Annotated in this window: 24 protein-coding genes; 14 read left to right on the top strand and 10 right to left on the bottom strand. The window is 74.3% G+C overall.

What is annotated here, in order from left to right:
* Positions 1-181 precede the first annotated feature (181 nt).
* From Ade02nite_RS28380 to Ade02nite_RS28365, 4 genes are all read left to right on the top strand, one after another.
* Positions 182-358 carry a hypothetical protein gene (locus tag Ade02nite_RS28380; RefSeq protein WP_203770503.1) on the top strand — a complete coding sequence of 59 codons (177 nt, stop codon included), beginning with the start codon at positions 182-184 and terminating at the stop codon, positions 356-358.
* Between the two features lie 213 nt (positions 359-571).
* Positions 572-1,090 (top strand): sigma-70 family RNA polymerase sigma factor, encoded by a 519-nt coding sequence (locus Ade02nite_RS28375; RefSeq protein WP_203770501.1) that lies wholly within the window; start codon positions 572-574, stop codon positions 1,088-1,090.
* Between the two features lie 54 nt (positions 1,091-1,144).
* The gene (locus Ade02nite_RS28370) at positions 1,145-2,014 is read left to right on the top strand and encodes an alpha/beta fold hydrolase (RefSeq protein WP_203770499.1); all 870 of its coding nucleotides are present in this window, start codon (positions 1,145-1,147) and stop codon (positions 2,012-2,014) included.
* Complete coding sequence (locus tag Ade02nite_RS28365; protein ID WP_239169115.1) at positions 2,014-3,057, top strand: flavin-containing monooxygenase; 1,044 nt, start codon at positions 2,014-2,016, stop codon at positions 3,055-3,057. Before Ade02nite_RS28370 ends, Ade02nite_RS28365 begins: the two co-directional genes overlap by 1 nt.
* Here Ade02nite_RS28365 and Ade02nite_RS28360 read toward each other — a convergent pair.
* Positions 3,041-3,556: a MarR family winged helix-turn-helix transcriptional regulator gene (locus Ade02nite_RS28360; RefSeq protein ID WP_203770497.1), complete on the bottom strand. Its 516-nt coding sequence runs from the start codon at positions 3,554-3,556 to the stop codon at positions 3,041-3,043. The two genes, Ade02nite_RS28365 and Ade02nite_RS28360, sit on opposite strands and share 17 nt — an antisense overlap.
* Positions 3,557-3,642: 86 nt before the next feature.
* Between Ade02nite_RS28360 and Ade02nite_RS28355 the strand changes: the two genes are divergently transcribed.
* Together Ade02nite_RS28355 and Ade02nite_RS28350 are read left to right on the top strand one after the other, a co-directional pair.
* Complete coding sequence (locus Ade02nite_RS28355) at positions 3,643-4,335, top strand: TetR/AcrR family transcriptional regulator (protein ID WP_239169114.1); 693 nt, start codon at positions 3,643-3,645, stop codon at positions 4,333-4,335.
* Between the two features lie 115 nt (positions 4,336-4,450).
* On the top strand, positions 4,451-5,956 hold the full coding sequence (locus Ade02nite_RS28350) for a GMC family oxidoreductase (RefSeq protein WP_203770487.1): 1,506 nt from the start codon (positions 4,451-4,453) through the stop codon (positions 5,954-5,956).
* Here the strand turns inward: Ade02nite_RS28350 and Ade02nite_RS28345 are convergent.
* The 3 genes from Ade02nite_RS28345 to Ade02nite_RS28335 are packed head-to-tail and all read right to left on the bottom strand — an operon-like array spanning position 5,911 to position 9,399.
* Positions 5,911-7,809: an AfsR/SARP family transcriptional regulator gene (locus Ade02nite_RS28345; RefSeq protein WP_203770485.1), complete on the bottom strand. Its 1,899-nt coding sequence runs from the start codon at positions 7,807-7,809 to the stop codon at positions 5,911-5,913. The genes Ade02nite_RS28350 and Ade02nite_RS28345 overlap by 46 nt on opposite strands.
* 52 nt (positions 7,810-7,861) lie before the next feature.
* Positions 7,862-8,662, bottom strand: coding sequence for an alpha/beta fold hydrolase (locus Ade02nite_RS28340; RefSeq protein ID WP_203770477.1), 801 nt, complete (start codon positions 8,660-8,662; stop codon positions 7,862-7,864).
* 20 nt (positions 8,663-8,682) lie between these two features.
* Positions 8,683-9,399 carry an alpha/beta fold hydrolase gene (locus tag Ade02nite_RS28335; RefSeq protein WP_203770475.1) on the bottom strand — a complete coding sequence of 239 codons (717 nt, stop codon included), beginning with the start codon at positions 9,397-9,399 and terminating at the stop codon, positions 8,683-8,685.
* A gap of 188 nt (positions 9,400-9,587) precedes the next feature.
* Between Ade02nite_RS28335 and Ade02nite_RS28330 the strand changes: the two genes are divergently transcribed.
* The 5 genes from Ade02nite_RS28330 to Ade02nite_RS28310 all read left to right on the top strand — a co-directional run bounded on the left by Ade02nite_RS28330 (position 9,588) and on the right by Ade02nite_RS28310 (position 12,255).
* Positions 9,588-10,430, top strand: a complete 843-nt coding sequence (locus Ade02nite_RS28330) for an MFS transporter (RefSeq protein ID WP_203770473.1) — start codon at positions 9,588-9,590, stop codon at positions 10,428-10,430.
* Positions 10,427-11,122, top strand: coding sequence for a GNAT family N-acetyltransferase (locus Ade02nite_RS28325; protein ID WP_239169113.1), 696 nt, complete (start codon positions 10,427-10,429; stop codon positions 11,120-11,122). The genes Ade02nite_RS28330 and Ade02nite_RS28325 overlap by 4 nt, the downstream gene beginning before the upstream one ends.
* 4 nt (positions 11,123-11,126) lie before the next feature.
* On the top strand, positions 11,127-11,693 hold the full coding sequence (locus tag Ade02nite_RS28320) for a TetR/AcrR family transcriptional regulator (protein ID WP_203770465.1): 567 nt from the start codon (positions 11,127-11,129) through the stop codon (positions 11,691-11,693).
* Positions 11,694-11,769: 76 nt separating this feature from the next.
* Positions 11,770-12,033 carry a hypothetical protein gene (locus tag Ade02nite_RS28315; RefSeq protein ID WP_203770463.1) on the top strand — a complete coding sequence of 88 codons (264 nt, stop codon included), beginning with the start codon at positions 11,770-11,772 and terminating at the stop codon, positions 12,031-12,033.
* Between the two features lie 27 nt (positions 12,034-12,060).
* Positions 12,061-12,255 carry a hypothetical protein gene (locus tag Ade02nite_RS28310; RefSeq protein ID WP_203770461.1) on the top strand — a complete coding sequence of 65 codons (195 nt, stop codon included), beginning with the start codon at positions 12,061-12,063 and terminating at the stop codon, positions 12,253-12,255.
* Here Ade02nite_RS28310 and Ade02nite_RS28305 read toward each other — a convergent pair.
* Both Ade02nite_RS28305 and Ade02nite_RS28300 read right to left on the bottom strand, forming a co-directional pair.
* Positions 12,246-12,395 (bottom strand): hypothetical protein, encoded by a 150-nt coding sequence (locus Ade02nite_RS28305; protein WP_203770459.1) that lies wholly within the window; start codon positions 12,393-12,395, stop codon positions 12,246-12,248. The two genes, Ade02nite_RS28310 and Ade02nite_RS28305, sit on opposite strands and share 10 nt — an antisense overlap.
* Before the next feature lie 37 nt (positions 12,396-12,432).
* Positions 12,433-12,702: a hypothetical protein gene (locus tag Ade02nite_RS28300; protein WP_203770457.1), complete on the bottom strand. Its 270-nt coding sequence runs from the start codon at positions 12,700-12,702 to the stop codon at positions 12,433-12,435.
* 104 nt (positions 12,703-12,806) lie between these two features.
* On the opposite strand from Ade02nite_RS28300, the gene Ade02nite_RS28295 reads away from it, so the two are divergent.
* The gene (locus Ade02nite_RS28295) at positions 12,807-16,715 is read left to right on the top strand and encodes a discoidin domain-containing protein (protein WP_203770455.1); all 3,909 of its coding nucleotides are present in this window, start codon (positions 12,807-12,809) and stop codon (positions 16,713-16,715) included.
* Positions 16,716-16,772: 57 nt separating this feature from the next.
* Entirely contained in the window at positions 16,773-17,198 is a 426-nt protein-coding gene (locus Ade02nite_RS28290; RefSeq protein ID WP_203770453.1) for a GNAT family N-acetyltransferase, read from the top strand.
* On the opposite strand, the gene Ade02nite_RS28285 is transcribed toward Ade02nite_RS28290, so the two are convergent.
* On the bottom strand, positions 17,170-17,952 hold the full coding sequence (locus tag Ade02nite_RS28285) for an SDR family NAD(P)-dependent oxidoreductase (protein ID WP_203770451.1): 783 nt from the start codon (positions 17,950-17,952) through the stop codon (positions 17,170-17,172). The genes Ade02nite_RS28290 and Ade02nite_RS28285 overlap by 29 nt on opposite strands.
* Positions 17,953-18,019: 67 nt before the next feature.
* Between Ade02nite_RS28285 and Ade02nite_RS28280 the strand changes: the two genes are divergently transcribed.
* On the top strand, positions 18,020-18,592 hold the full coding sequence (locus tag Ade02nite_RS28280; protein ID WP_203770449.1) for a hypothetical protein: 573 nt from the start codon (positions 18,020-18,022) through the stop codon (positions 18,590-18,592).
* 15 nt (positions 18,593-18,607) lie between these two features.
* Here the strand turns inward: Ade02nite_RS28280 and Ade02nite_RS28275 are convergent, their stop codons facing one another.
* The 3 genes from Ade02nite_RS28275 to Ade02nite_RS28265 form a co-directional block, all read right to left on the bottom strand.
* Positions 18,608-19,204, bottom strand: a complete 597-nt coding sequence (locus Ade02nite_RS28275; protein ID WP_203770447.1) for a DUF4232 domain-containing protein — start codon at positions 19,202-19,204, stop codon at positions 18,608-18,610.
* Positions 19,205-19,405: 201 nt separating this feature from the next.
* Positions 19,406-20,767, bottom strand: a complete 1,362-nt coding sequence (locus Ade02nite_RS28270) for an NAD(P)/FAD-dependent oxidoreductase (protein WP_203770445.1) — start codon at positions 20,765-20,767, stop codon at positions 19,406-19,408.
* Positions 20,768-20,793: 26 nt separating this feature from the next.
* Positions 20,794-22,770, bottom strand: coding sequence for an ATP-binding protein (locus Ade02nite_RS28265; protein WP_203770443.1), 1,977 nt, complete (start codon positions 22,768-22,770; stop codon positions 20,794-20,796).
* Positions 22,771-22,803: the final 33 nt, after the last annotated feature.

The following is a 22,803-nucleotide window of genomic DNA, read 5'->3' as shown; positions in this document are numbered from 1 at the left end:
GCCAAAGATAGCCCGCCGAATAGGCGTTCCGAATGCTTCTGAGAGATTGTCGGCGCGCGGTGAACCCGGCGGGCTTCGCGGCCGTCGTGAACGGCGGAAAACGGGCTCCGCCCCTGTTTCGAACTTTTGCGCGCGCCGTCCGTCGTACCGGGGGCACGACCCGATTCGAAGGAGCCCTCCCATGCGACGTGCCCGTATCGCCCCGCTCGCCATCGTCGCGAGTTTCGGCCTCGCGTTCGCCTCCGCCTGCGGCGAGGAGCGCACGGCCGCCGACGCGGCCGCCGCCACCGCGCCCGGCCCGGACACCAAGCCCGCCCAGGACAGGCCCGCTGTCTACGTTTACCGCCGGGGCGTTTGAACTTTCCGGCACGGCATCCGTTCAACCCTGCGACGGCCGCGGTGGTCGCCGCGGTGCCGCTCGCCTTCCCCCCGATCGGCCGGCGCCGCAGGCGGGCCGCGGCCGTCCTCGCGCCCACCGGAACGCCACTCGATCCCCACTTCGCCGCCACGGCCCCGGCCTACCTTTCGCCCTGTCAGATCATGTCGGCAGAGCCACGGACGGGGATCGATCATGGCCATTCGAAGCAAATCCTGTGCGGACGCCGCGAGCGCGCGTCTCGGCGCGCTGCACGCCGAATACGGCGACGCCTTGCTGAGTTATCTACGCGGTTTCACCCACGGCGACCGCGAATTCGCCGAGGACCTTCTCCAGGAGACGATGCTGCGCACCTGGCGCCGGATGGACGCGATGCCGGACTGCGGCGAGCCGGCCCGGCGATGGCTCTACACGGTCGCCCGCAACACCGCCATCGACGCCCTGCGCATGCGCAAGGCGCGCCCGGCCGAGGTCGAGGGCAACGACCTCACCGCCGTGCCGACCCGCGAGGACACGGCGGAGACGGCCGTCGCTGTCCAGCAGCTGCGCAGCGGGCTGCGCGCGCTCAGCGAGGCGCACCGGGTGATCCTCGACGAGCTGTACGTCAAGGGCCGCTCGGTCGCCGAGACCGCCCGCGCGCTCGGCCTGCCCGCCGGAACGGTGAAGTCCCGGGCCCACTACGCGCTGCGGTCGCTGCGCCAGGCGCTCGCCTGATGCGTGCCCGATCACATCGGTGAATCGGGGGCCGGTGGCCGCGTCGTACCGGGCATGGCTATCCACACCGTCGACGTCAACGGCGTCGAGCAGCGCTACCACCTCTACGGGCAGGGGGACGCGGTCGTCGTCGCGATGCCGGGCGGGCCCGGGGTCTTCTGGGACTACCTGCGCATGCCCGGCGTCGAACAGCACGCGCGGGTGGCGTACGTCGAGGCGCTCGGCACCGGCGAGTCCGGCCGCCTGCCGACCCACCCCGACGGCTACACCCGGGAGCTCTACGCGCGGGCGCTCGACCGCGTCATCGACGATCTGGGCGTTGCCCGCGTGTTCCTGCTCGGCCACTCGTACGGCGGTTTCGTGGCCCAGTACTACGCGGCGACCCGCCCGGCCCGCCTGGCCGGCGTGATCCTCTACGACAGCGCCCCGGTGACCGGCGCGGAGCAGGGCGCCGAGGCGGGCCGCCAGGTCGAGCTCTTCGTCAAGCGCAACGAGGGCAACCCCGAGGTGCCGGCGGTGCTCGAGGCGCTCCAGTCGGTGGGCTCGATCACCGACGACGACAAGCTGACCGCCGCCCTGCGCGGGCTGCTGCCGTCGTACCTGGCCGACTACTGGGGCCGGGAGGCGGAGTTCGCGCCGTTGCGCGAGCGCCTCCGCGTCGCCTACATCTCGGGCCGCGACGCCGACGGCAACCCGGAGATCATCGACGACCGGGAGCTGCTGCCCCGCATCACCGTGCCGGCGCTGGTCATCGCGGGCCGCTACGACATCATCTGCGGCGAGCGCTGGGCCCGCGAGATCCACGAGCTGATCCCCGGCTCGCGCCTGGTCATCCTCGAGCACAGCGGCCACCTCGGCAACGTCGAGGAGCCCGAGCGGTTCGGGGACGCGGTGCTGCGGTTCATCGCCGCCAACCCGAAGTAGTGCCGATCGCGGAACGGGCCGGCACCGTTGTCGTGGGTGGTGGCGCGGCCGGCCTGGCCGCGGCGTGGCACCTCCGCGAGCGGGGCCGGCCCTTCGCCGTGCTGGACGCGGCGCGGACCGTGGGCGACGCCTGGCGGCAGCGCTACGACTGCCTGCGGCTGTTCACGCCGGCCCGGTTCTGCGCGCTGCCCGGCCTGCCGATGCCGCTGCCGCCGGGCGCGCATCCCACCCGCGACGAGATGGCGGACTACCTGACCGCGTATGCGAAGCACTTCGCCTTTCCGGTGCGCTCGGGTGTCACGGTGCGCTCGCACGCGTACGGGAACGGCTTGCACCACCTGCGCACCGATGACGGGCCGCTCGTCGCGCGACGGGTCATCGTGGCCACCGGGGCGCTGCACCGGCCCGCGGTCCCGGGTTTCGCCGCGGCGCTGGACCCGGCCCTGGCGCAGCGGCATTCGAGCGACTACCACCGGCCGGGCGATCTGCCGCCGGGCCCGGTGCTGGTCGTCGGCGCGGGCACGGCGGGCGCCGACATCGCGCTCGATCTGGCGCGCGGGCGTGAGGTCTGGCTGTCGGGCCGCCGCACGGGACACGTCCCGGTGGGCCTGGTGCGCAGCGCGGTGGTCCGGAGACTGCTGTACGACCGGAGGGTGCCGCCCGGGCGATGGATCCGTGCCCTCGCCGTGCGGCGCGGCGGGCCGCTCATCTGGCAGTCCGAGGCGGCCCTGCGCCGGGCCGGGGTCCGCCGCGTGCCGCGCGTCGCCGGCGTCCGCGACGGCCTGCCGCTGCTCGCCGACGGCCGGGTCCTGCCCGTCGCCGCGGTGGTGTGGTGCACCGGTTTCCGGCCCGACTACGGCTGGCTGGACCCGCGGGCGGCCGGCGCCGACGGGTGGCCGGAACACCACAGGGGTGTCTCGGCCACCGTCGCGGGGCTGGGTTTCGTCGGGCTGCCCTGGCAGAACACGTTCGGTTCCGGCTTTCTCGGCGGCATGCCCGGCGACGCCGCTCATGTGGTGCGGCGTCTCATGCCACCCGCATGAAGGCGGGCTTGCGGTCCGGCAGGTTCGCCAGGACCCGCGCCACGCTGGTGAGCGCCGGCAGGTCGCGGCGGTCGAGCTGGTCGAGCACGTGGCGGTGCACGCTCGCCGCGTACGCCCGGTCACCGCGCCGCAGCCACTCGATGCCGGCCTCGGTGAGCACCGCGTTCCAGCCGCGGCGGTCGTCCGGCACCTGCTCGCGGGTGACCAGGCCCTGCTGTTCCAGCTTCTCCACGATGCGGCTCATGCGGCTCAGCGACAGGAACGCGGTCGCCGCGAGCTCGTTGATGCGCATGCGCCGGTCCGGCGCGTCGCCGAGGCGGCGCAGCGTGATGTACTCGCTCAGGGTGCGGTTCTGCTCGCACTTGAGATCGGAGTCGAGGTTGCGCTGCACGGTCACCGCGGCGCTGAGGAACGCGTCGAGGAACGCCGCCTCCTCCGCCGACAGAGCCCGCTCCGCGACCCTCGGTCCCTGGCGTCCCGGAAGCCAATTATCGGCCATTGTCCCGATCCTTTCGATGTCACGTCACCCATACGACGGCGGCTCGGCGGGCTCGGTTCAGGCAAGACCTTGTTAAGGTGCCGACCGTGGCACGGGACACGCGGGACCGCATCATCCGGGAGGCGGCGAGGCTCCTCGCCGAGCAGGGCCGGGACGCGGTGACCACCCGCTCGGTGGCGGCGGCCGCGGGCGTGCAGCCGCCGGCCCTCTACCGGCTCTTCGGCGACAAGGACGGGCTGCTGGACGCGGTGGCCGTGCACGGCATGCGCGGCTACCTCGACGACAAGGACTCGCTGGGCGAGACCGGCGACCCGGTCGGCGACCTGGCCCGCGCGTGGGACCTGCACGTCGGCTTCGGCCTCGCGGAGCCGGCCTGCTACCTGCTCGTCTTCGGCGAGCCCCGGCCGGGCGGCGCCGCCACCGCCCGGCGTGAGGCGATCGCCCGCCTGCGCCACCTGGTCGAGCGGGTCGCCGCGGCGGGCCGTCTGCGCACCAGCGTCGAGCGGGCCACCGCCCTGATGCACAGCGGCGGCGTCGGCGTCGTCGTCTCCCAGCTCGGCGTGGCCCCGGCCGAGCGCGATCCCGGTGTCGCGCGAGCCATGTGGGAGACCGTGCGCGCGGCGATCGTCACCGGCCGGCCCGCCGGGCGGGGCACGACCGTCGCCGCCAAGGCGAGCGCCCTGCGGCAGGCCCTCCCCGAGGCACCGGGCGCGGCGCTGACCGAGGCGGAGCGGAGCCTGCTCGCCGAGTGGCTGGGCCGGTTGTCCGACGCGCGCTGATCCCCGCGGGTTCACCGTCGTGAGCATGTCGACGGCAGCGTGGTTCCGGCCGCCCTCGGCGTTACCGTCGTTACCGCAACACTGGTATCGATGGAAACATCGCTCGGGAGGCGACATGAACACCTACGACGTGATCCTGGTCGGCGGCGGCACCGCCGGCTGCGTTCTCGCATCCCGGCTGTCGGCGCGTGCGGACCTGCGCGTGCTGCTGCTGGAGGCCGGCGACGGCGTGCCGCTGCCGGCCATGGCCGAGCCGCCGGCCTGGCCCACGCTGGTGCGCGGCACCGCCAACTGGGGCGAGCTGACCGTCCCGCAGGGCCCGGCCGGCGCGGTCACGCCGCTGCCGCGCGGCAAGGGGCTCGGCGGGGGCTCGTCCATCAACGCGATGCTGTTCGCCCGCGGCCACCACACCGGCTATCAGCGCTGGGCCGACGCGGGCGCGAAGAACTGGGGCTTCGGCGACCTGCTGCCGTACTTCAAGCGCAGCGAGAACGCGCCCGGCCGGGACCCGGCGCTGCGCGGGCTCGGCGGCCCGCTCACCGTGGCGCCCTCGCACCCGCTCAACCCGGTGCTGGCGGCCGCGCTCGACGGCGCGGCCGAGGCGGGCCAGCGCCGCGCCACCGACATCAGCGGCGGGCTCGAGGAGGGCTTCGCGCCGGTCGACGTGAACATCGTCGGCGGCCACCGGCAGAGCGCCGCGGACGCCTACCTGAACCCGGTGCGCGGCCGGGCCAACCTCACGGTCGTGACCGGAGCCCTGGCGCACCGGCTGGTGCTGGCGGGCGGGCGCTGCACCGGGGTCGTCTACAGTGCCGGGTCCGAGACGGTGACCGCCTCGGCCGGCGAGGTGATCCTCACCGCGGGCGCGATCGGGTCGGCCCAGCTGATGATGCTCAGCGGCCTCGGTCCCGCGGCCCACCTGCGCGAGCACGGCATCGAGGTGGTCGCGGACCTGCCCGGCGTCGGCGCGAACCTCCAGGACCACCCGGTGGCCAACGTCGTCTACCGCTCGTCGCGCCCGGTCCCGGTGCCGCGCAACAACCACGGCGAGGTGATCGGCCTGGTCCGCAGCCGCGACGGGCTGCCCGGGCCCGACCTCCAGCTCGTCTTCGTCGACCTGCCGCGGCCGGTGAACGGCCACGCCGGGCCGGACCAGGGCTACACGATCGGGGTGTCGCTGATGCTGCCGCACAGCCGCGGCACCGTGCGGCTCGCCGGCGCCGCGCCCGGCAGCCACCCGCTGCTCGACCCCAACTACTACGCCGACGGCCGCGACCTCGACGCCGTGGTGGCCGGGCTGCGCCTGGCCCGCCGCATCGGCGGTGCCGCCGCGCTCGACGCCTGGCGCGACGCCGAAGTCGTTCCCGGGCCGGGCAGCGACGACGATGCCGAGCTGCGCGACTACGCCCGCCGCGCGGTGGCGTCCTACTGCCACCCGGTCGGCACGCTGGCGATGGGCGACGGCGAGACCGCCGTGGTCGACACCGAGCTGCGGGTGCGCGGCATCGCCGGGCTGCGCGCCGCGGACGGCTCGGTGATGCCCGCCATCCCGTCGGGCAACACCAACGCCACCGTCTACGCGATCGCCGAGCGCGCCGCCGAGATGGTCCTCGAGGGCTGATCGACCCAGCCGAGGTGCTCGTAGAGCCGGGCGGCGGCCGCGTCCCGGCTCGGCGGCGGGTCCTCCGCCTCGGACAGCCCCCAGGCGTACGCGCGAAGCAGGTCGTGCAGCTGGTGCCGGCCGCCGCGCACCTGGGTGAGCATCTGCGCCGCCAGCTCGCCGAGCAGCGACCGTGCGGTGCGCTCGTCCGTGCCCGCGAGCGCGGCCGCCACGTCCACCGTGATGTCCGGGCCGGGATAGACCGGCAGCAGCCGGAACAGGCGCGCGGCGGCGGGGGAGAGGGCCCGGTAGGACCAGGAGAAGATGGCCGCCAGGCCGCCGTCGAAGCCGTCCAGGCGCTCCCGGTCCCCGGTCAGGTCGGCGGCGATCTCGGTGAGCGGCGTGTCCGGCAGCGCCATGGCCCGCGCCGCCACCATGGCCAGCGCCAGCGGATGCCGCGCGCAGCGCTCGATGATGGCCTGCACCGCGGTCGGCTCGGCCTCCACCCGGGCGCGCCCGAGGCGGCTGACGAGGTTGTCGCGGGCCTCGGCCGAGGAGGGCAGCTCGATCGGCAGCGGGTGGGCGCCCGCGGTGATGAGGTCGGTGAGCCGGGCCCGGCTGGTGACAAGGACCAGGCTTCCACCGGTGCCGGGCAGCAGGTGGCGCACCTGCTCGAAGTCGCGGGCGTTGTCCAGCACGATCAGCATGCGGCGGCCCGCGAGCAGGCTGCGGAACAGGCCGGCGGCGGCGTGCAGCTCGGCGGGGCGGTCCTCACCGCGCACACCCAGGGAGCTGAGGAAGCCCCGCAAGGCCTCGGCCGGGGTCATCGGACCCTCCGGGGCGTAGCCGCGGAGGTCCACGTAGAGCTGGCCGTCCGGATAGGACGGTGCGAGCCGATGGGCGAGGTGGACCGCGAAGGTGGTCTTGCCGACGCCGGGCATGCCGTCGAAGGCCAGCGCCACGGTCGGGCGGCCCTGGCGGCGGTCGTCGGCCAGAATCGCCTCGGCGCGGGCGAGCACGTCGGCCCGGCCGGTGTAGTAGGGGTGGTCGCCCGGCAGCTGAGCCGGCACGAACCGGGTGGGCGCCGCCGCCTCCTCGTGCACGGGCTCGGTCTCCGCGAGCCCGCGCAGCACGCGATCGCGCGCCTGCCGCAGCTCGGGGCCCGGGTCGAGGCCCAGCTCGTCGGCGAGGCGGCGGCGCACCTCCTGATAGGCGTCGAGGGCCTCGGCCTGGCGGCCCTCCGCGGCCAGCGCGAGCATGACGCGGGCCAGCAGCGCCTCGTCGAACGGGCGCCAGCCGGCGATCCGCCGCAACGTGGGCAGCAGCAGCCGCGAGCCGCCCGACCGCAGGGCCACGTCGCCGGCCTCGCGCACGGTCTGCGCCAGCTCGGCCTCCAGGGCGATGAAGGCGGGATGGGTACGTGAGACCGGCTCCAGCCCCGCCGCCGGCGGCCCCTGCCACAGCGCGAGCGCCTCGGCGTAGTGGTGGACGGCCTCGGCGTCGCCCGCGGCCTGCCGCGCGCGCCGCACCAGGGACCGGAAGCGCAACAGGTCGAGCGCGTCCTCGTCCACCTCGAGGCGATAGCCGGCCGAGTGCCGCACGAGGTGCTCGCCGACCGCCCGCACCGGCAGGTTGGGCTCGATCAGCCGGCGCAGCGTGCCGACCGCGCGGTGGATGCTGTTGACCGCGCTGGCCGGTGGGTCGTCGCCCCAGATCGCGTCGACGAGCTCGCCGAGGCCCACCACCGAGCCGGCCCGGGCGAGCAGGAGCGCCAGCAGCAACCGCTGCTGGCGCCCGCCCAGCTCCAGGTCCACCGTGCCGTTCCGGACCCGCACGGGGCCCAGAATGCTGAACCGCAACGTCGTCGCACCCACGTTCGCCATTGAACCCGGTGCGCGGCCGTGCACGCGGTTCAGGTGGTTCTTCTTACTTCCGCACGGTCTCGCGCGCGGCCTTCTCGATGAACGCGGCCGTGGTGCCCGGGTGCGAGACGAAGACCGAGTGCGAGGCGCCCTTGACCGTCTCGACCTTCGCGTGCGCGCGCTTCGCCATCCACTGCTGGGCGGCCGGCGGGATGTTCTTGTCCGCGCCGCTGATCAGGTCGTAGCTCGGGATGGTCTGCCACGCCTGCGCGCCGGTCGCGTCCTCGTTGAGCGCCGCCTGGTCGATCGGGCGCTGCGAGACCGCCGAGAGCTTCGCCTCCTTGAGCGGCACGTCGGCGGCGAACTGCTGCGGGTACTTGGCCTGGTCGATGTAGAGGTCGACGTGCCCGTCCGGGAGCGCGACCTGCTTGAGCGTGTCGCCGAGCGTGCTGCCGGGGAACTTGCCGGACAGCTCGGCCGCGCTCTCGCCGGCCGCGGGCAGGAACGCCGCGACGTAGACGAGCGCCTTGACGTCCTTGTCGCCGGCGGCCGCCTGGGAGATGACGCTGCCGCCGTACGAGTGGCCGACCAGGACGATCGGGCCGTCGATGCTGTCCAGCAGGGCCCGCACCTGGGCGGCGTCGGAGGCCACGCCGCGCAGCGGGTTCGCCGCGGCGACGACCGGATAGCCGTCCTTGAGCAGCCGCTGCGTGACGGCGTTCCAGCCGCTGGAGTCGGCGAACGCGCCGTGCACGAGCACGACGGTCGGCTTCTGCGGCGCGTGGCCGCCCGCGTACGCCGCGGTGCCGGTGAGGCCGGCCGCGAGGACGGCGCCGGCGCCGACGATGCTGAGGGTCTTCTTCATGTCCTTGTCTCCTTCGGGTCTCAGGCCCGCACGGCCTGGAGGATGGTTTCGGCGACCGGCCCCGGCTGCGACACCGGGAGCGCGTGGCCGGCGCCGGGGATCTCGCGGAGGCCGCGGCCCTGTGCCCGCTCCGCCATGAAGCGCAGGGCCTCGGCCGGGATGTTGAGGTCGGCGCCGCCCCAGACGAACCAGCTCGGCAGCGACCGCCACGCCGGGGTGCCGGCGGCCAGGCCGGCGGTGAGCGCCTCCTCGGTGACCGGGCGCTGCGCCACGGCCATCCGGGCGGCGACGGCCGGGTCGACGTCCGCGGCGAACTGGTGCGCGAACTTGGCCTGGTCGATGGAGAGCTCGCTGCCACCGGAGCTGAGCGGGCGGCTGACCACCGCGTCGCCGAGCGTGCTGCCGGGGAACTTGCCGGACAGCTCCAGCGCGCTCTCGCCGTTCTCGGGCGCGAAGGCGGAGACGTAGACCAGCGCCTTGACGGCCGCGTTGTCGCCGGCGGCCTGGGTGATGACGCTGCCGCCGTACGAGTGCCCGGCCAGCACGACCGGGCCGCCGAGCGAGGCGATCACGTCCCGCACGTACGCGGCGTCGCTGAGCAGGCCGCGCAGCGGGTTGGCGACGGCGACGACGCGCACGCCCTCGGCGGTCAGCCGGTCGACGACGCCGTCCCAGCTGGCCGACTCGGCGAACGCGCCGTGCACGAGCACGACGACCGGCTCGGTGGCATCCGACATGGGGTTCCTCCTGTGGTTTTCCTGTGTCCGGCCGAAGCTAGGAAGCCCCAGTGGAATCCCAGTGGCGAACGAGTGCGTGGCTACGGCCACGTGTGCCCGCCACCACATCGCGTGTAGATGGACCCCGAAGTCCGGTTATCGTTCCAGGCATCCGGACCTAAGAGTCCACTTCCAGCTCGGAGACACCGATGAGCCCATCCCCCTCGCCGCGCTGGGCGCTCGCCGGGCGGCGGCTGCTCGTCACCGGCCTCGGCCTAGTGCTCGGCGGCCTGATCGTCGACCATGCGCCGCTCGCCTGGATCTTCTGGAGCACGGCGATCCCCGCCGCCGTCGCGGCCGTCGCCGTCCGCTTCCTGCTGCCCTCGTCCGGCGCCGCGCCGGGCGGCCGGGCCGACGTGGCCGGCGCGCTGCTGCTGGCGGCCGACCTCGCGACGTTCCTGGTCGGCTGCGGCATGTTCGGCGCCTTCGTGCTCGTGCCGCAGTTCGCCGAGGCGCCGGCGAGCACCGGCTACGGCTTCGGCGTGGACGCCACCCGGGCGGGCCTGCTGCTCCTGCCGGGCAGCCTGGCGATGATGGCGGGCGGCCCGCTCGCGGCCCGGCTGCACCTGCGCTACGGCGGGCGCGTGCCGCTCGCCCTGGCGGCGGTCGTGACCGCCGCGGGCTCGCTGCTGCCGGCGGCCGGCCACGGCAGCGAGGCCGAGGTCCTCGCCTGGTCGGTGCTGGCCCTGCTCGGCGTGGGACTGGCCCTGGCCGTCATCCCGGCCGTCGTCGTCGAGGCCGTTCCCGCGGCCCGCGCCGCCGAGACGGCGGGCGTCAACTCGCTGATCCGGTCGGTCGGATCCTCCGTCGGCACGCAGGTCATGGCCGGGATCCTGGCGTCCCAGGCGGCCTCCGGCGCCCGCGCCCTCTCCCTCGCCTACGTCTTCTGCGCCGTCGCCGGGCTGCTGGCCGCGGCCGTTGCGACGCGCATCCCTCGTGTGAACCCGGCCCCGCTCGCGAGCGTGGTCACCTCGGAAAGGACTGCCGCATGACCATGATCCCCGACAACCTCGTCTGGGCCGCCCTCACCGGGCCGCAGCGCGACTTCGCGGAGTTGCGCGGGGCGGCGGGCCGCTACCTGCCCGGACTGTCCCCCCTGGCCGCGGTGCGCGACTGGGACGATGCGAGCGCGTGGGCCGACCTCGCCGCGCTGGCCGGCCCCGGGCAGATCGTCACGCTGGCCGGCGCCGGCGCCCGGGTGCCGCGCGGCTGGGAGCTGCTCGGCAGCGGCGACGGCTACCAGATGACCGCGCGCGACGTGGCGGCCCTCGACAGCGCCGGCGTGCTGCGGCTCGGCCCTGACGACGTACCGGACATGCTCGATCTTGTGGAGCGGACGAGGCCGGGACCGCTGGCGCCGCGCGCGGTCGAGATCGGGACGTTCCTCGGCCTCCGCCGCGAGGGCGCGCTCGTCGCGATGGCGGGGGAGCGGATCCGGGTGCCGGGATGGACCGAGATCGGCACCGTCTGCACCGATCCGGCGATGCGCGGGCAGGGGCTGGCGAGCACGCTCGTGCGGGCTCTGACCGGCCTGATCCGCGAGCGCGGCGACGAGGCGTTCCTGCACGTCAACGAGGCCAACGCCGGGGCCCTTCGGCTCTACGAGAGGCTCGGGTTCGTCACCCGCGCGAAGACCGGGTTCCTGGCCGCCCGCGTACCGGGGGATCGGCGTGCGTCAGACTGAGAGGGTGAGGGAGACCCGCCGCCGCAGCGACGCCGTGCGCAACCACGAGCGGGTCATCGCCGCGGCCCGGGAGCTCTTCACCGAGCAGGGGCTCGGGGTGACCGTGCCGCAGGTCGCCGAGCGCGCCGGTGTCGGCAAGGCGACCGTCTACCGCAGCTATCCGACGAAGCAGGAGCTCGTCGTCGCGGTCGCGCGCGAGCAGTTCCGGCGGCTCGCGAGCGACACCGAGGCGGCCCTCGCCCGGGACGACGCGTACGAGGCGCTCTGCTCCTACGTGCCCGGCATGTTCGCGGCGCTGGCGGCCGACCGGGTGCTGGCCGACGCGTTGTTCGACGGCGAGATCCTGCCGGCCGCGGTCATCCTCGCCCAGGTGGGGGAGCTGCTGCGGCGCGCGGCGAGGGACGGGCCGATCCGGCCGGACGCGGGCGAGACGGACGTCCGCGTGGTGCTCTGCGGCGCCGTGCGCCAGCTCATCGTGCTCGGCGAGACCGACCCGGCGGTGTGGCGGCGCTACGCCGAGATGGTCCTCAACGCGTTCCGGCTGTCGCCAACCGGACCGCTCCCTAGGTAGATCGCCGGAGGCGCGCGGTGGCATCGAGGGTTCACTCTGAAATCCTCAGTCACCGCATCGACCGGAGTTGATCGACATGCGAAGCCAACTGCTCGCCGCGCGGGCCGCCGCGCTGTTCGCCAGCGACCTGCCGGCCGGTTCCCGGCCCACCTCCCGCGCCGTGGACGCGGCCATTGTCCAGGCGGTCCGCTCCCGCGGCGGCACGCGCGGCTGCGTGGCCGTGCTCGCCACCGCCTACGGCGACTACCCCGAGAGCGCGGCCACGCGCATGCGCTGGGCACGCGGCGTGGTGGTCACCGTCTACGACCCCACCCCCGCGGACCACGCGCTCGCCGCTTGACCGGCGGCACCGCTACGGTTGGCGCTTGTGATGAACGACCTGGCCCAGCGCATCGCCGACCGCCTGCACGAGACCCTCGACCAGCGGGTCGCCGCCGAGATCCACGCCCCGCACGTCGAGCGCGGCCTGGCCGCCGGCGGCCCGGACGAGCCGATCATCGCGCTCACCGTCGAGGAGGTCGCCCGCATCGCGGCCCGGGTGGCCCGCGAGGATCACTCGTGAACGTCGAGCACCCGGGTGCTGGGCGCGGCGCCGCCCAGCCGCGCGCGTGGCGCGAGCCGCTCCGGATCGGCCATGAACGCCTCGTGGCCGGCCCGGCTCGCGGCCATGTCGACGACGGCGATCAGCAGGATGTCCTCCACCGCGCCATCGTAGGCTCGCCCCGGCGAGCGGCCGTCCTCAGCCGGTCCAGCCGAGCCATCTCTCGCCGGCGGTGAGGGCCGCGTACCACAGCGTGTAGGCGGCGACCGGGACGGCGGGCACCCAGAGCGGCCGCCCGGTGCGCATCAGCCTGACGACCAGCCAGAGCAGGGCGAGCCAGGCGAGCAGGAGCAGCGCGATGGCCCACGCGGGCGCCAGGAGGCCACCGGCCGCGTACAACACCAACGTGCCGGCGAAAGCGGCCGCGCCGAGCCAGCCGATCACCCACTGCCACCAGGGACGTCGCACCGCTCCACCGTAGACGGCGCCGGGGGACACCGAAACATGGTCTTGACACAACGGATTCATGGTCGTCTTATGACAACGTTGTCACCGTCCTCCTGGAGTCACTCATGGTCGATACCCCGTCCGTGTCCCGCCGGGCGTTCCTCGGCGCCGGCGGAGGGCTGCTCGCGTCCGTCGCGCTGCCCCTCGGCGGCCCCGCCCGCGCCGCCGCCCCCGCACCCGCCGGCACCGAGCTCGCCCTGCACCGGCCGGTCACCGCGTCGTCCACCGCGTACGCGCCCACCCAGCCCTCGTTCGTCGTCGACCGGCTGCCCCAGGCGGGCGTCCAGGGATCGGGCTGGCGGGCCGGCGGCGGCGACCCGCAATGGATCGCGGTCGACCTCCAAGCGGTCTGCGAGATCGAGTCGGTCACGCTCACGTTCGAGGCGACCCTCGCCGACGGGCCGTTCGACGGCAACTACGGCGCCACCGACGGCGACGAGATCCTGTCCAGCGCCGCCACGGCGTACAAGCTCGAGACCAGCACGGACGGCGCGGCCTGGACCCTGGTGCACGAGACCACCGACGGCGCCGGCGGGGTCCAGCGGATCACGCCGGCCCGGCCGGTGCGTGCCCGGCACGTGCGGCTGACCGTCCTCACGCGGCACAACGCCAACCCGGCCGGTCTCAACGGCCTGCAGGTGTACGGGCGAGCGCTCGGCCCCCGCCCCCGGGCCGAGGGCTGGACCGACTGGGCCGGCGGCAACACCGCCCCGGCGCCCGCGCTGCGCGTCGCCGAGGACGGCACCGTCCCGCTGGAGTCCGGCTGGGCGCTCACCCTCGACGACTTCGCCGGCGACGACCTGCGCGACTGGGTGCCCGCCACCGTCCCCGGCACGGTCCTCGCCACCCTGGTCGAGCGCGGCCACCTGCCCGACCCGGTCGCCGGCTTCGAGAACCTGCGCATCCCCGAGGCGCTGTCCCGGCACGCGTGGTGGTACCGCCGCGACTTCCGGCTGCCGCGCGGCTTCGACGCCTCCCGCCGCGTCTGGCTGGAGTTCGACGGCGTCAACCACGCCGCGACCACCTGGGTCAACGACGTCGAGGTCGGCACCGTCACCCACCCGTTCGCGCGGGGGGCCTTCGACATCACCTCGGCGCTGAAGGGCCACGCCGAGCACACCGTCCGCGTCAAGATCTCGCCGATGCCGCACCCCGGCACGCCCGGCGACAAGACGCTCAACAGCTGGACGTTCCTCGGCGGCGGCTCGATCTGGAAGGACTCGCCGACCTACCTCGCCGTGTCCGGCTGGGACTGGATGCCCGCCGTGCGCGACCGGGCCTCCGGCATCTGGAACCACGTGCGGCTGCGCAGCACCGGCGACATCGTCATCGGCGACCTGCACGTGGTCACCAAGGTCCCGGACCTGAAGCGTGCCGAGATCACCGTCACCGTCCCGGTCCGCAACGTCGCCGCCGCCCCGGTCACCGTGACGCTGAAGGCGTCGCTCGGCGTCAGCAGGACGGTCACCGTCCCGGCCGGCGGCGCCCTGGACGTCACGCTCGGCACCGTCCACGTGCGTGACCCCCAGTTGTGGTGGCCCAACGGGTACGGCGAGCCGCACCTGCACGACCTCACGGTCACCGCCACGGTCGGGCGCGCGGTGAGCGACAGCCGGACGATCCGCTACGGCATCCGCGAGTTCTCGTACGAGTCGCACCTGCCCGTGGTGATCAGCCCGGCCGCGAAGCCACCGCTGGACTTCCAGGACGGCAAGGCGTCGCAGACCGTCACCTTCGACCGGCAGCACAAGCGGCACGTGCGCATCCAGGCGGGCGCCCGCGCCACCGGCTGGGGCGTGTCGATGTGGTCCCTTTCGGTCACCGACGGCAGCGGCCCCGACCTCGCGCTGCACCGCACGGCCACCGCGTCGTCGGCCGCGGACGGCACGAGCCCCGCCGCGGTGGTCGACGGCGACGCGGGCACCCGGTGGAGCTCGGAGTACCGCGACAACGAGTGGATCCAGGTGGACCTCGGGGCGGCGGCCGACTTCGACCGCGTGACGATCCTGTGGGAGCAGGCGTTCGCGCTGGACTACCGGGTGCAGGTCTCCGACGACGGCGACGCGTGGGCCGACGTCAAGGCGGTGGACAACGAGACGCCGCCCGGCAACACCGGCCGGCAGGTCGTGCCCGTCGAGAACGCCACCGGCCGGTACGTCCGGATCCAGACCGGCAAGCGGGCCACCGACTGGGGCGTGTCGATGTGGGCGCTTTCGGTCCTCGCCGGCGGGGAGGACCTCGCGCGCGGCAAGCCGGCCACGGCGTCGTCGAGCGAGTCGTCCAACCCCGCGAGCAACGTCACCGACGGCAATCCCCGTACCCGATGGGCCTCCGAGTCCGCCGACAACCAATGGATCCAGGTCGACCTCGGCGCGCCCGCCGCCTTCGACCAGGTGCGGATCGACTGGGAGCAGGCGTACGCCCGCGACTTCGTCGTGCGGACCTCGCTCGACGGCACCACGTTCACCGACGTCAAGGCGGTCGACAACCGCGCCACCGAGCTGAAGATCAGCGTCAACGGCGTGCCGGTCTTCTGCCGCGGCGGCAACTGGGGCTGGGACGAGCTGCTGCGCCGCACCGAGCCGTACCGCACCCGCGAGACGGTCGCGATGCACCGCGACATGAACTTCACGATGATCCGCAACTGGATCGGCAGCAGCAACCGCGAGGAGCTCTACGCCGCCTGCGACGAGTACGGCATCCTGGTCTGGAACGACTTCTGGGAGGCCGGCCCGTTCATCGACTCGTCCGCGACCTACGACGCGGTCGTGGCCGACACCATCAGCCGCTACCGGCACCACCCCAGCATCGCCGTCTGGTGCGGGGCGAACGAGCAGTTCCCGCCGGCCGCGATCGACGCCGGCCTGCGCAAGGCGGTCGCCGAGCTCAACCCCGAGATCGTCTACGTGCCGTCGTCGAACGCCGGCATCGTCAGCGGATCGGGCCCGTGGCACTGGATCGACCCCACCACCTATCCCGACCCGGCCATCTACAAGAACGGGACGCTCGGCTTCCACACCGAGATCGGCATGCCCGTGGTGCCGCACCCGGAGACGATGCGCAACCTCGCCGCCGACCAGCCCGCGTGGCCCATCGGCGAGGTCTGGGGCTACCACGACTGGGCGCTGATCGGCAACCAGCACGTCGGCGACTACCAGAAGGCGATCGAGGAACGGCTCGGCGTGGCGTCGTCGCTCGAGGAGTTCACCGCCCGCGCGCAGTTCGTCAACTACGAGAACCACCGCGCCATGTTCGAGGCGTGGAACTCGTCGCTGTTCGACAACGCGTCCGGCCTGCTGCTCTGGATGTCGCACCCGGCCTGGTACAGCACGGTCTGGCAGACCTACGACTACGACCTCGACGTCAACGGGGCCTACTACGGCTCCCGCAAGAGCTGCTCACCCCGTCACGTCCAGGCCGACCCGGGTACGTGGCGTGTGCGCGCGGTCAACCACACCCCGTCCGCGTTGACCGGCGTGACCGTCACCGCCCGCGCCTACGATCTCGCCGGCCGCCCGCTCGGCGCTCCCCAGAGCCAGACACTGTCGGTGGCCCCGTCCTCGACGACCCCGGCCTTCACGGTCGCCGCCGTCGAGGGTCAACCGCTTCATCTCGTACGACTGGAGATGCGCACCGCCAAGGGCGAGCTCCTCTCGGAGAACACGTATTGGCGGTACGGCAAGCCCTCGGACATGCGGGCGCTGTCGACGATGCCGCGCACGGCCCTCGACGTCCGGACCACCGCGGCCGGCGCGGGCGTCACGGCCACCGTCACCAACCGCGGCAAGGCGGCCGCCGCCCTGATCCGGGTCGCCCTCCGCGACGGCAAGGGCGACCGGGTGCTGCCCGCCCAGTACACCGACAACTACTTCTGGCTGCTCCCCGGCGAGTCCCGGAAGGTCGGCATCACCTGGCCGTCCCGCCTGGGCCGCCCGCGCGGCCTGAAGGTGACCGCCCACGCCTACAACTCCTAGAAAGACCGCGGCCGGCGTCACCGCCAGGACGCCGGCCGCGGCACTACCGTCACCCGGGTGACGATCTCGTACGTTCCGCGCTTCCCCGTCGACGACCGTTCGCTGAGCCTTCTGCACGCGCGAGCGTTCGGCGCGCCCTCGCACGTGCGGCCCTGGGCCGAGCGCCTGCACCGGCACGCGCTCACCTGGATCGGCGCCTTCGAGGGCACCGCGCTGGTGGGCTTCGTCCAGGTCTGCTGGGACGGCGGCAGCCACGCCTTCCTGCTGGACACCGCGGTGGACCCGGATCGCCAGCACCGCGGCATCGGCGCCCGCCTGGTGGCCGAGGCCACCTCGGCGGCCCGGGACGCCGGTTGCGAGTGGCTGCACGTCGACTTCGAGGCCGGGCTGGCGGGCTTCTACCTGGAGAGCTGCGGCTTCCGCCCGACCCGAGCCGGCCTGCTCCGGCTCGGCCCTACACCTCGAACGGACCCCGCACCGTGACCCCGCCGTCGACCACGAGGCTCTGCCCGGTCACATAGGACGAGAGCGGCGAGGCGAGAAAGACGGCCGCCGCCGCGGCGTCCGCCGGCGCGCCGAGCCGCCGCAACGGAATCTCCGGCACCTCGGCACCGGCCTGCTCCGCGTTCGCCGTGGCCGTCGCGATGGCGCCGCACGTCACCACGTTCATGCGGATCCCGTCCGCGGCGTATTCCGCGGCGACCGTCCGGGCGAGGCTGTTGAGCCCGGCCTTGGCGGCACCGTACCCCGCCTGCATGGGCGCGGCCATCACACCCGCCACCGACCCGACGCTCACGATGGACCCGCCCCCACCCTGGCCGAGGAAGACCCGGATCGCGGCACGGGCCGCCCGCGCCACATAGCGCAGGTTCATCTCGTAGGCCAGATCCCAGTCGCCGTCGCTCATCTCGTGCAGCCGCACGGCGGGAACGAACGCCACCTGCCCACCGACCACGGTCACGAGCGTGTCGAGCCGCCCGAACTCGTCGGCACTGCGGCGCACGAAACCATCCACATCGGACGGCGAGCGCACGTCCCCGGCGAGCGCGAGAGCCCGCGCGCCTCGGCCGGTCAGCTCCTGGGCGGCAGCACCCGCCCGCTCCGGGTCGATGTCCGCGACGGCGACCGCGGCCCCCGCCGCCGCGAAGGCCCGCGAGATGGCCCGCCCGATCCCCTCGCCCCCGCCCCCGATGATCAGTGCACTGTGGCCGGCGAGCGGCCGCGCGAAGTCGTTCACCGCCGGATCCTCCCATGGTCGCGCCGGGGATGTCGCTACGCTCCTGAGCGAACACTGATATCCGGCGATGGGCGGGACCACCGTGGCGAAGCGGGCGCTTGCCCGGCGATACGGCCGGGGGCAGCGGTGGGGCACGGCCGTCCTGGTGGGCCTGCTGTCCCTGTCGGCCGGATGCTTCGGCGGGCCCGGCTCCGGTTCCGGCTCGTCGAGCCCGAGGGTGCCGGCCGATCTGAGCGCGCCGGACGTGGCCGGCTCCTGGCGGGAGGCGCGCGGCGGGGCGGTGCTGACGTTCACCGCCGACGGCCGGTTCGCGGCGAGCAACGTGCCCTACGAGGAGATCCCCCACTACGAGGAGGACCTTCCGCCCGGGTTCGACGTGACCCGGGACCGGCTGCCGGCTTCCGGGGACTGGCACCTCACCACCGGGCTGGGGCCGCCGGACGGGCCCCGTTCCACGGTGTTGCTGGCGGTCCGCGAGCTGGCCGGCAAGCCCGCCGCCGTCGGCCTGTCGTTGACCGCGGAGAGCGCCGGCGACGCCGTCGTCCTGGTCTTCTCCCTCGGCGACCCGGACCTGGACAACCGCATCGTGTACGAGCGGTGCGACGGCGACTGCCCGGTGACCTCCCCGGCGCCGTCCTGACGCCCCGGACCGGACTCAGAACCAGGCGCTGGCCTCGAGCCGCCCGGTGTTGCCGAGGTCGAGCGGCGCCGGCAGGCTGACGGACTGGCGCATCCCGCCCTCGGAGACGGCCACCGCCAGCGACGCCCCGGTGTCCGCCCCGCCGCTGATGTTGGTGACGGTGTTACGCCAGGACAGCACGGCCCGCGCACTCGTGCCCGGCTTGAGCACGAGCCGCCCCGGCGCCGCGGTGTAGTGCACGCTGGGCTGGACGGAGATCTTCAGCGGCCGGCCGTCCTCGTCGAGCACGACGATGTCCGGCCGCCCCTCGACCAGGTAGGGCTCGGTGCCGCAGTTGCGCAGGTGCAGCGACATCTCCCGGTATCCCATGGCCGCGTCCCCCCGGTCCGCGGTGATCTGCACCCCGATCAGGGAGCACGCGGACACCGGCTCGACAGCCACCGGCGTGGTGGGCTCACCGGAGCCGCGAACCCCGGCCGGCGAGGCCGCGACGCTGGGCGCAGGCGTGGGCGCGAGCCCGCTGGTGGCCTGCCACGGCTCGGTGCATGCGGCCAGCAACGGAACAACCAGCAACAACAGGAACCGGCGCAGCTCACCCACGCCGGTGATCATGCCGCACCCCCCGCAAGCGCACGTGGCCGTGTGCGGCTCATGCTCGCGAGGCAAGAGCGCTTTCCGGCTCAGGTCGCGGGTTGACGGTGCGCCGCGCGCCTCCTCCCGGTTCTGACCAGGGCGGGAGGTCGATGGTCACTGCCGCCGGGATCGGGGCCGGCTTCGCTACCTGTATCGCGCAGCGCGGCGACCATGTCCGGGTCATCTCTCCGTCGCTGCCGAGCGGCAGACGCTCACGATCTCGGCTCGGCTGCAGCCGCCCAGCGGATACTGCGGCGCCGACACCCCCAGCGCCAGCACCCGGTCGCGCAGACCCGGGCGGGCGAAGACCTCGTCCGGTGTCTCCAGGAACGACGAGATCGCCAGGTAGGCGCGCAGCATGTCCGGGTCGCGCTGGGCGGCCGCGTACAGCGCCTTCGCGCCGATCCAGCGGGGGTCCTCGGGGCGGTACGGGACGCCGGTCACGTCGCCGTCGATCTCGGCCAGGCGGTGGGTGTCGAAGGCGTTCGTGGCGCGGTAGAGCGGCAGCATCGTGCGTGCCGTGGCCTCGTGGAAGCGGCGGGCCAGCTTGTCGTGGTCGGCGGGGTCGGTGTCGCGCAGCACGTCGCGCAGCACGCGGGCGTGCAGCAGCGTGAAGGCCGCGCCCCGGCCGAGGGACGGGTTGGTGCAGGCCCACGCGTCGCCGACCGGGACCATGCCGGTGACGACGGGTGCGCCGTCGGCCGTGTAGTGCTTGAGGCGGTCCTCGATGCCGGCCATCACGTCGACGCCGGTGATCGGTGCCGCCTCGATCCAGGGGGCGGCGAGCGGATAGCGGGACACCAGGGCCGTCCACACCGCCGGGTCGCGCAGGGCCCGCAGCGCGTGGTCCTTCGCGCTCGCGATGACCACCACGCTCCACGTGGAGTTGTCCGCCGGCAGGGTCAGCAGGGACACCGACTCGTACTGCTGTTGCAGCACCGTTCGCAGCTCGGGCATCTCGCCGCGGAAGTGCCGGGCGTAGTAGACGAAGCCGCCGCCGTCGCGCTCCTCGACGGGCTTCCGCTCGCCCAGCCACGCCGGCATCGGCGACCGCCGTCCCGAGCAGTCGATCACCAGGTCGGCGGGCACCACACCCTGGTCGGTGGCCACGCCGGTCACCCGGGTCGCGCCATCGAGTCGTACGCCGCAAGCGCGCACCCCGCGCCGCACCGTGACGCCCGCCGCCGCCGCGGCCCGGGCCAGCGCTGCCTCCACGACCGGCCGCCGGGCGGTGACCGTCTCGAAGCGGGCATCGCCGTCGCGCCGCTCGCCGGGCACCGGCAGGAAGCGGGTGCCGCCGGCGGCCACGAGCTCGGCGGCGGCCGCCGGCAGGTCCTCCGACAGCGCGCTCCACCAGCGCGGGAGCAGGAAGTGCGGCAGCCGGAACTGGTTGACGCCGGGCCGCTGCCAGGTGTCCCACGGCCGGTCGCCGGGCAACGCCGGATCGCGTTCGAGGACGGTCACGTCGTGGCCGTCGTGGTGCAGCATCATCGCGGTGCTCAGGCCCGCCAGGCCGGCACCGAGGATCGTCATCGTCGCCATGCCCGCAGCGTGCGGCCGCGGACTGCTCACTCTCCAGGCCGTACGCTGCCCGATCGCTGCCCGGTTTCGGCCGCCCACAGGCCGGCGGTGAGCTCGTCGACGGCCTTCGCCAGGTGCCGGCGGTAGGTGCTGAACGGCAACCCCAGCGCCTCGGCGGCGGCTTCCTGGGTGGCCGCCGGTTTGACGTACGTGCGGCGCAGCACCGCCCGCAGCCGGTCGCCGCGCGGCTTGTCGGCCAGCGCGTCGACCGCCCGTTCCAGCGCGGCGCGCACGGCTTGCGGGTCGTCGCCGAGCGCGGTGCCGACGAGCGCGTCACCGCCGGGGTGCTGGAGCGCGGAGCGTACGGCCGCCGCGAAGTCCTCCCGGCGCAGCGGTGCCGGCCGGGTCATCTCGGGCGGGGGCGGTCCGCTGCCGCCGTACTGCTCGCGTTCGTTCATCAGGTCGAGCCACGCCTCCAGCGGGAAGCGCCGCCAGTCGTTGCCGTACACGACGTGCCGCCGCTCGTCGCACGTCACGGACAGCACCTCGCGGAAGCCGAGGTAGTCGAAGAACGGGCCCCAGAACGACGGTGCGACGGTGACGATGAACGCCCACGCGAGCGGCCTGCCGCACCAGGCGGCGAGCGACGACACCGAGCCGGCGAAGACCGCGACCCGGTCGGTCTGCGATCCGTCCTCGCCCATCAGGAACCGCGCGATGTCGACCTGCTCACCCGGCCGCAGCGGCGCCGTGCGGGCGACATGGCCGAGGATTTCCCGTACGACGGGATCGTCGCGCTCCTGATCGGTGCCCGTGGGACACAGCGCGTGGTAGGCGAAGCCGCGGCCGCCCGCCACCTCGCTCGCCCCCTCGGGCCGCGCGGCGAACCACTCGCGCGCGATCGCCGCCGACCGCGGGCCGATCTGCTTCCCGATCCGCTCGGCCACCGCCGGCAGCCGCTCGGGGCGGGCCGGCACCACCGCGATCGCGCCGTGCGCTCGTACCGTGCGGAACTGGTCGCTGAACGGCCCGTGCCGATGCAGATAGGCCAGCTGCTGCGCCAGCGACTGCCGGCGCATGCCGGTCGCGGCGCGCAGCCCCGTCACGACGTGGTCGTGGATGACCCTGTGCAGGCCGCGATAGCGCTCGGGCGAGCGGCGCTCGAACTCGGCGTCGAGCACCTCGCGGGTCAGGTCGTGCGGCATCAGCCCTTGCGGCCGGGCGCTGACGAACGGCCGGTCCCGCAGCCACTGCCAGACCCGGGGCGCGTCCGCCTCGCCGACCGTCAGGCGCAGCAGGTCCTCGGTGGTGACCTGCGCCTTGGCGCATGTCGCGAGCCCGAGCAGATGTGCCTCGGACGGCGCGTCGCGCACCACCGACGCGGTCAGCGCCGAGATCAGGTCGGGCGCCTCGGCGAGGCTGCGCGGCACGTCCCCGCCGGCCGTCACCACGTCGGCGAGCAGCGACAGGGCCAGCGGATGCCCCCGCGCGAGCCGCACCACGTCCGCCCGCTGCGGCTCCGCGACCCCGGCCCGGTCGAGCAGGGCGTCACTGGCCCGATCGTCCAGAGCCGACAGCAGGTGTACGCCGACGACGGCGCGCCAGCCGGGATCGCAGCGCCACGCGGCCGCGGGGGGATCGCGTCCGGCCAGCACGACCACCGCCTCGGCCGGGAGCGCGGGGACGAGGTCGCGCCGCAGCCATCCGTCCAGCGCGCCGAGCCCCTCGTAGCCGTCGACGAGCAGGACCTGCGGCTCGGTCCCGCCGACGGCACCCACGAAGTCCTCGGCGGTGGGCCGCAGCTCCTGCCCGTCGACGTACACCACGCGGCGCCCCGCCCGCCGGGCCCGGCTGCGCAGATGCAGCAGCAGCGTGGTCTTGCCGATGCCGCCGGGCCCGTGCACGAACAGCACGCGGCGCGACGTCCGCCCGGCGAGCGCGTCGTCGAACCGGGTCACCTCCGCGGCCCGCCCGACGAAGCTCCGCCACCGCACGTCCTCGACAACATCGCCGAGTTTCGGCATCCCGCCAGTGTGCGGGCCGCGGGCGCGGACCGC

The sequence above is a fragment of the Paractinoplanes deccanensis genome (genome assembly GCF_016862115.1).
Lineage (GTDB): Bacteria > Actinomycetota > Actinomycetes > Mycobacteriales > Micromonosporaceae > Actinoplanes > Actinoplanes deccanensis.
The sequence above is the reverse complement of the archived record's forward strand: the minus strand, read 5'-3'. Positions and strand labels throughout refer to the sequence as shown.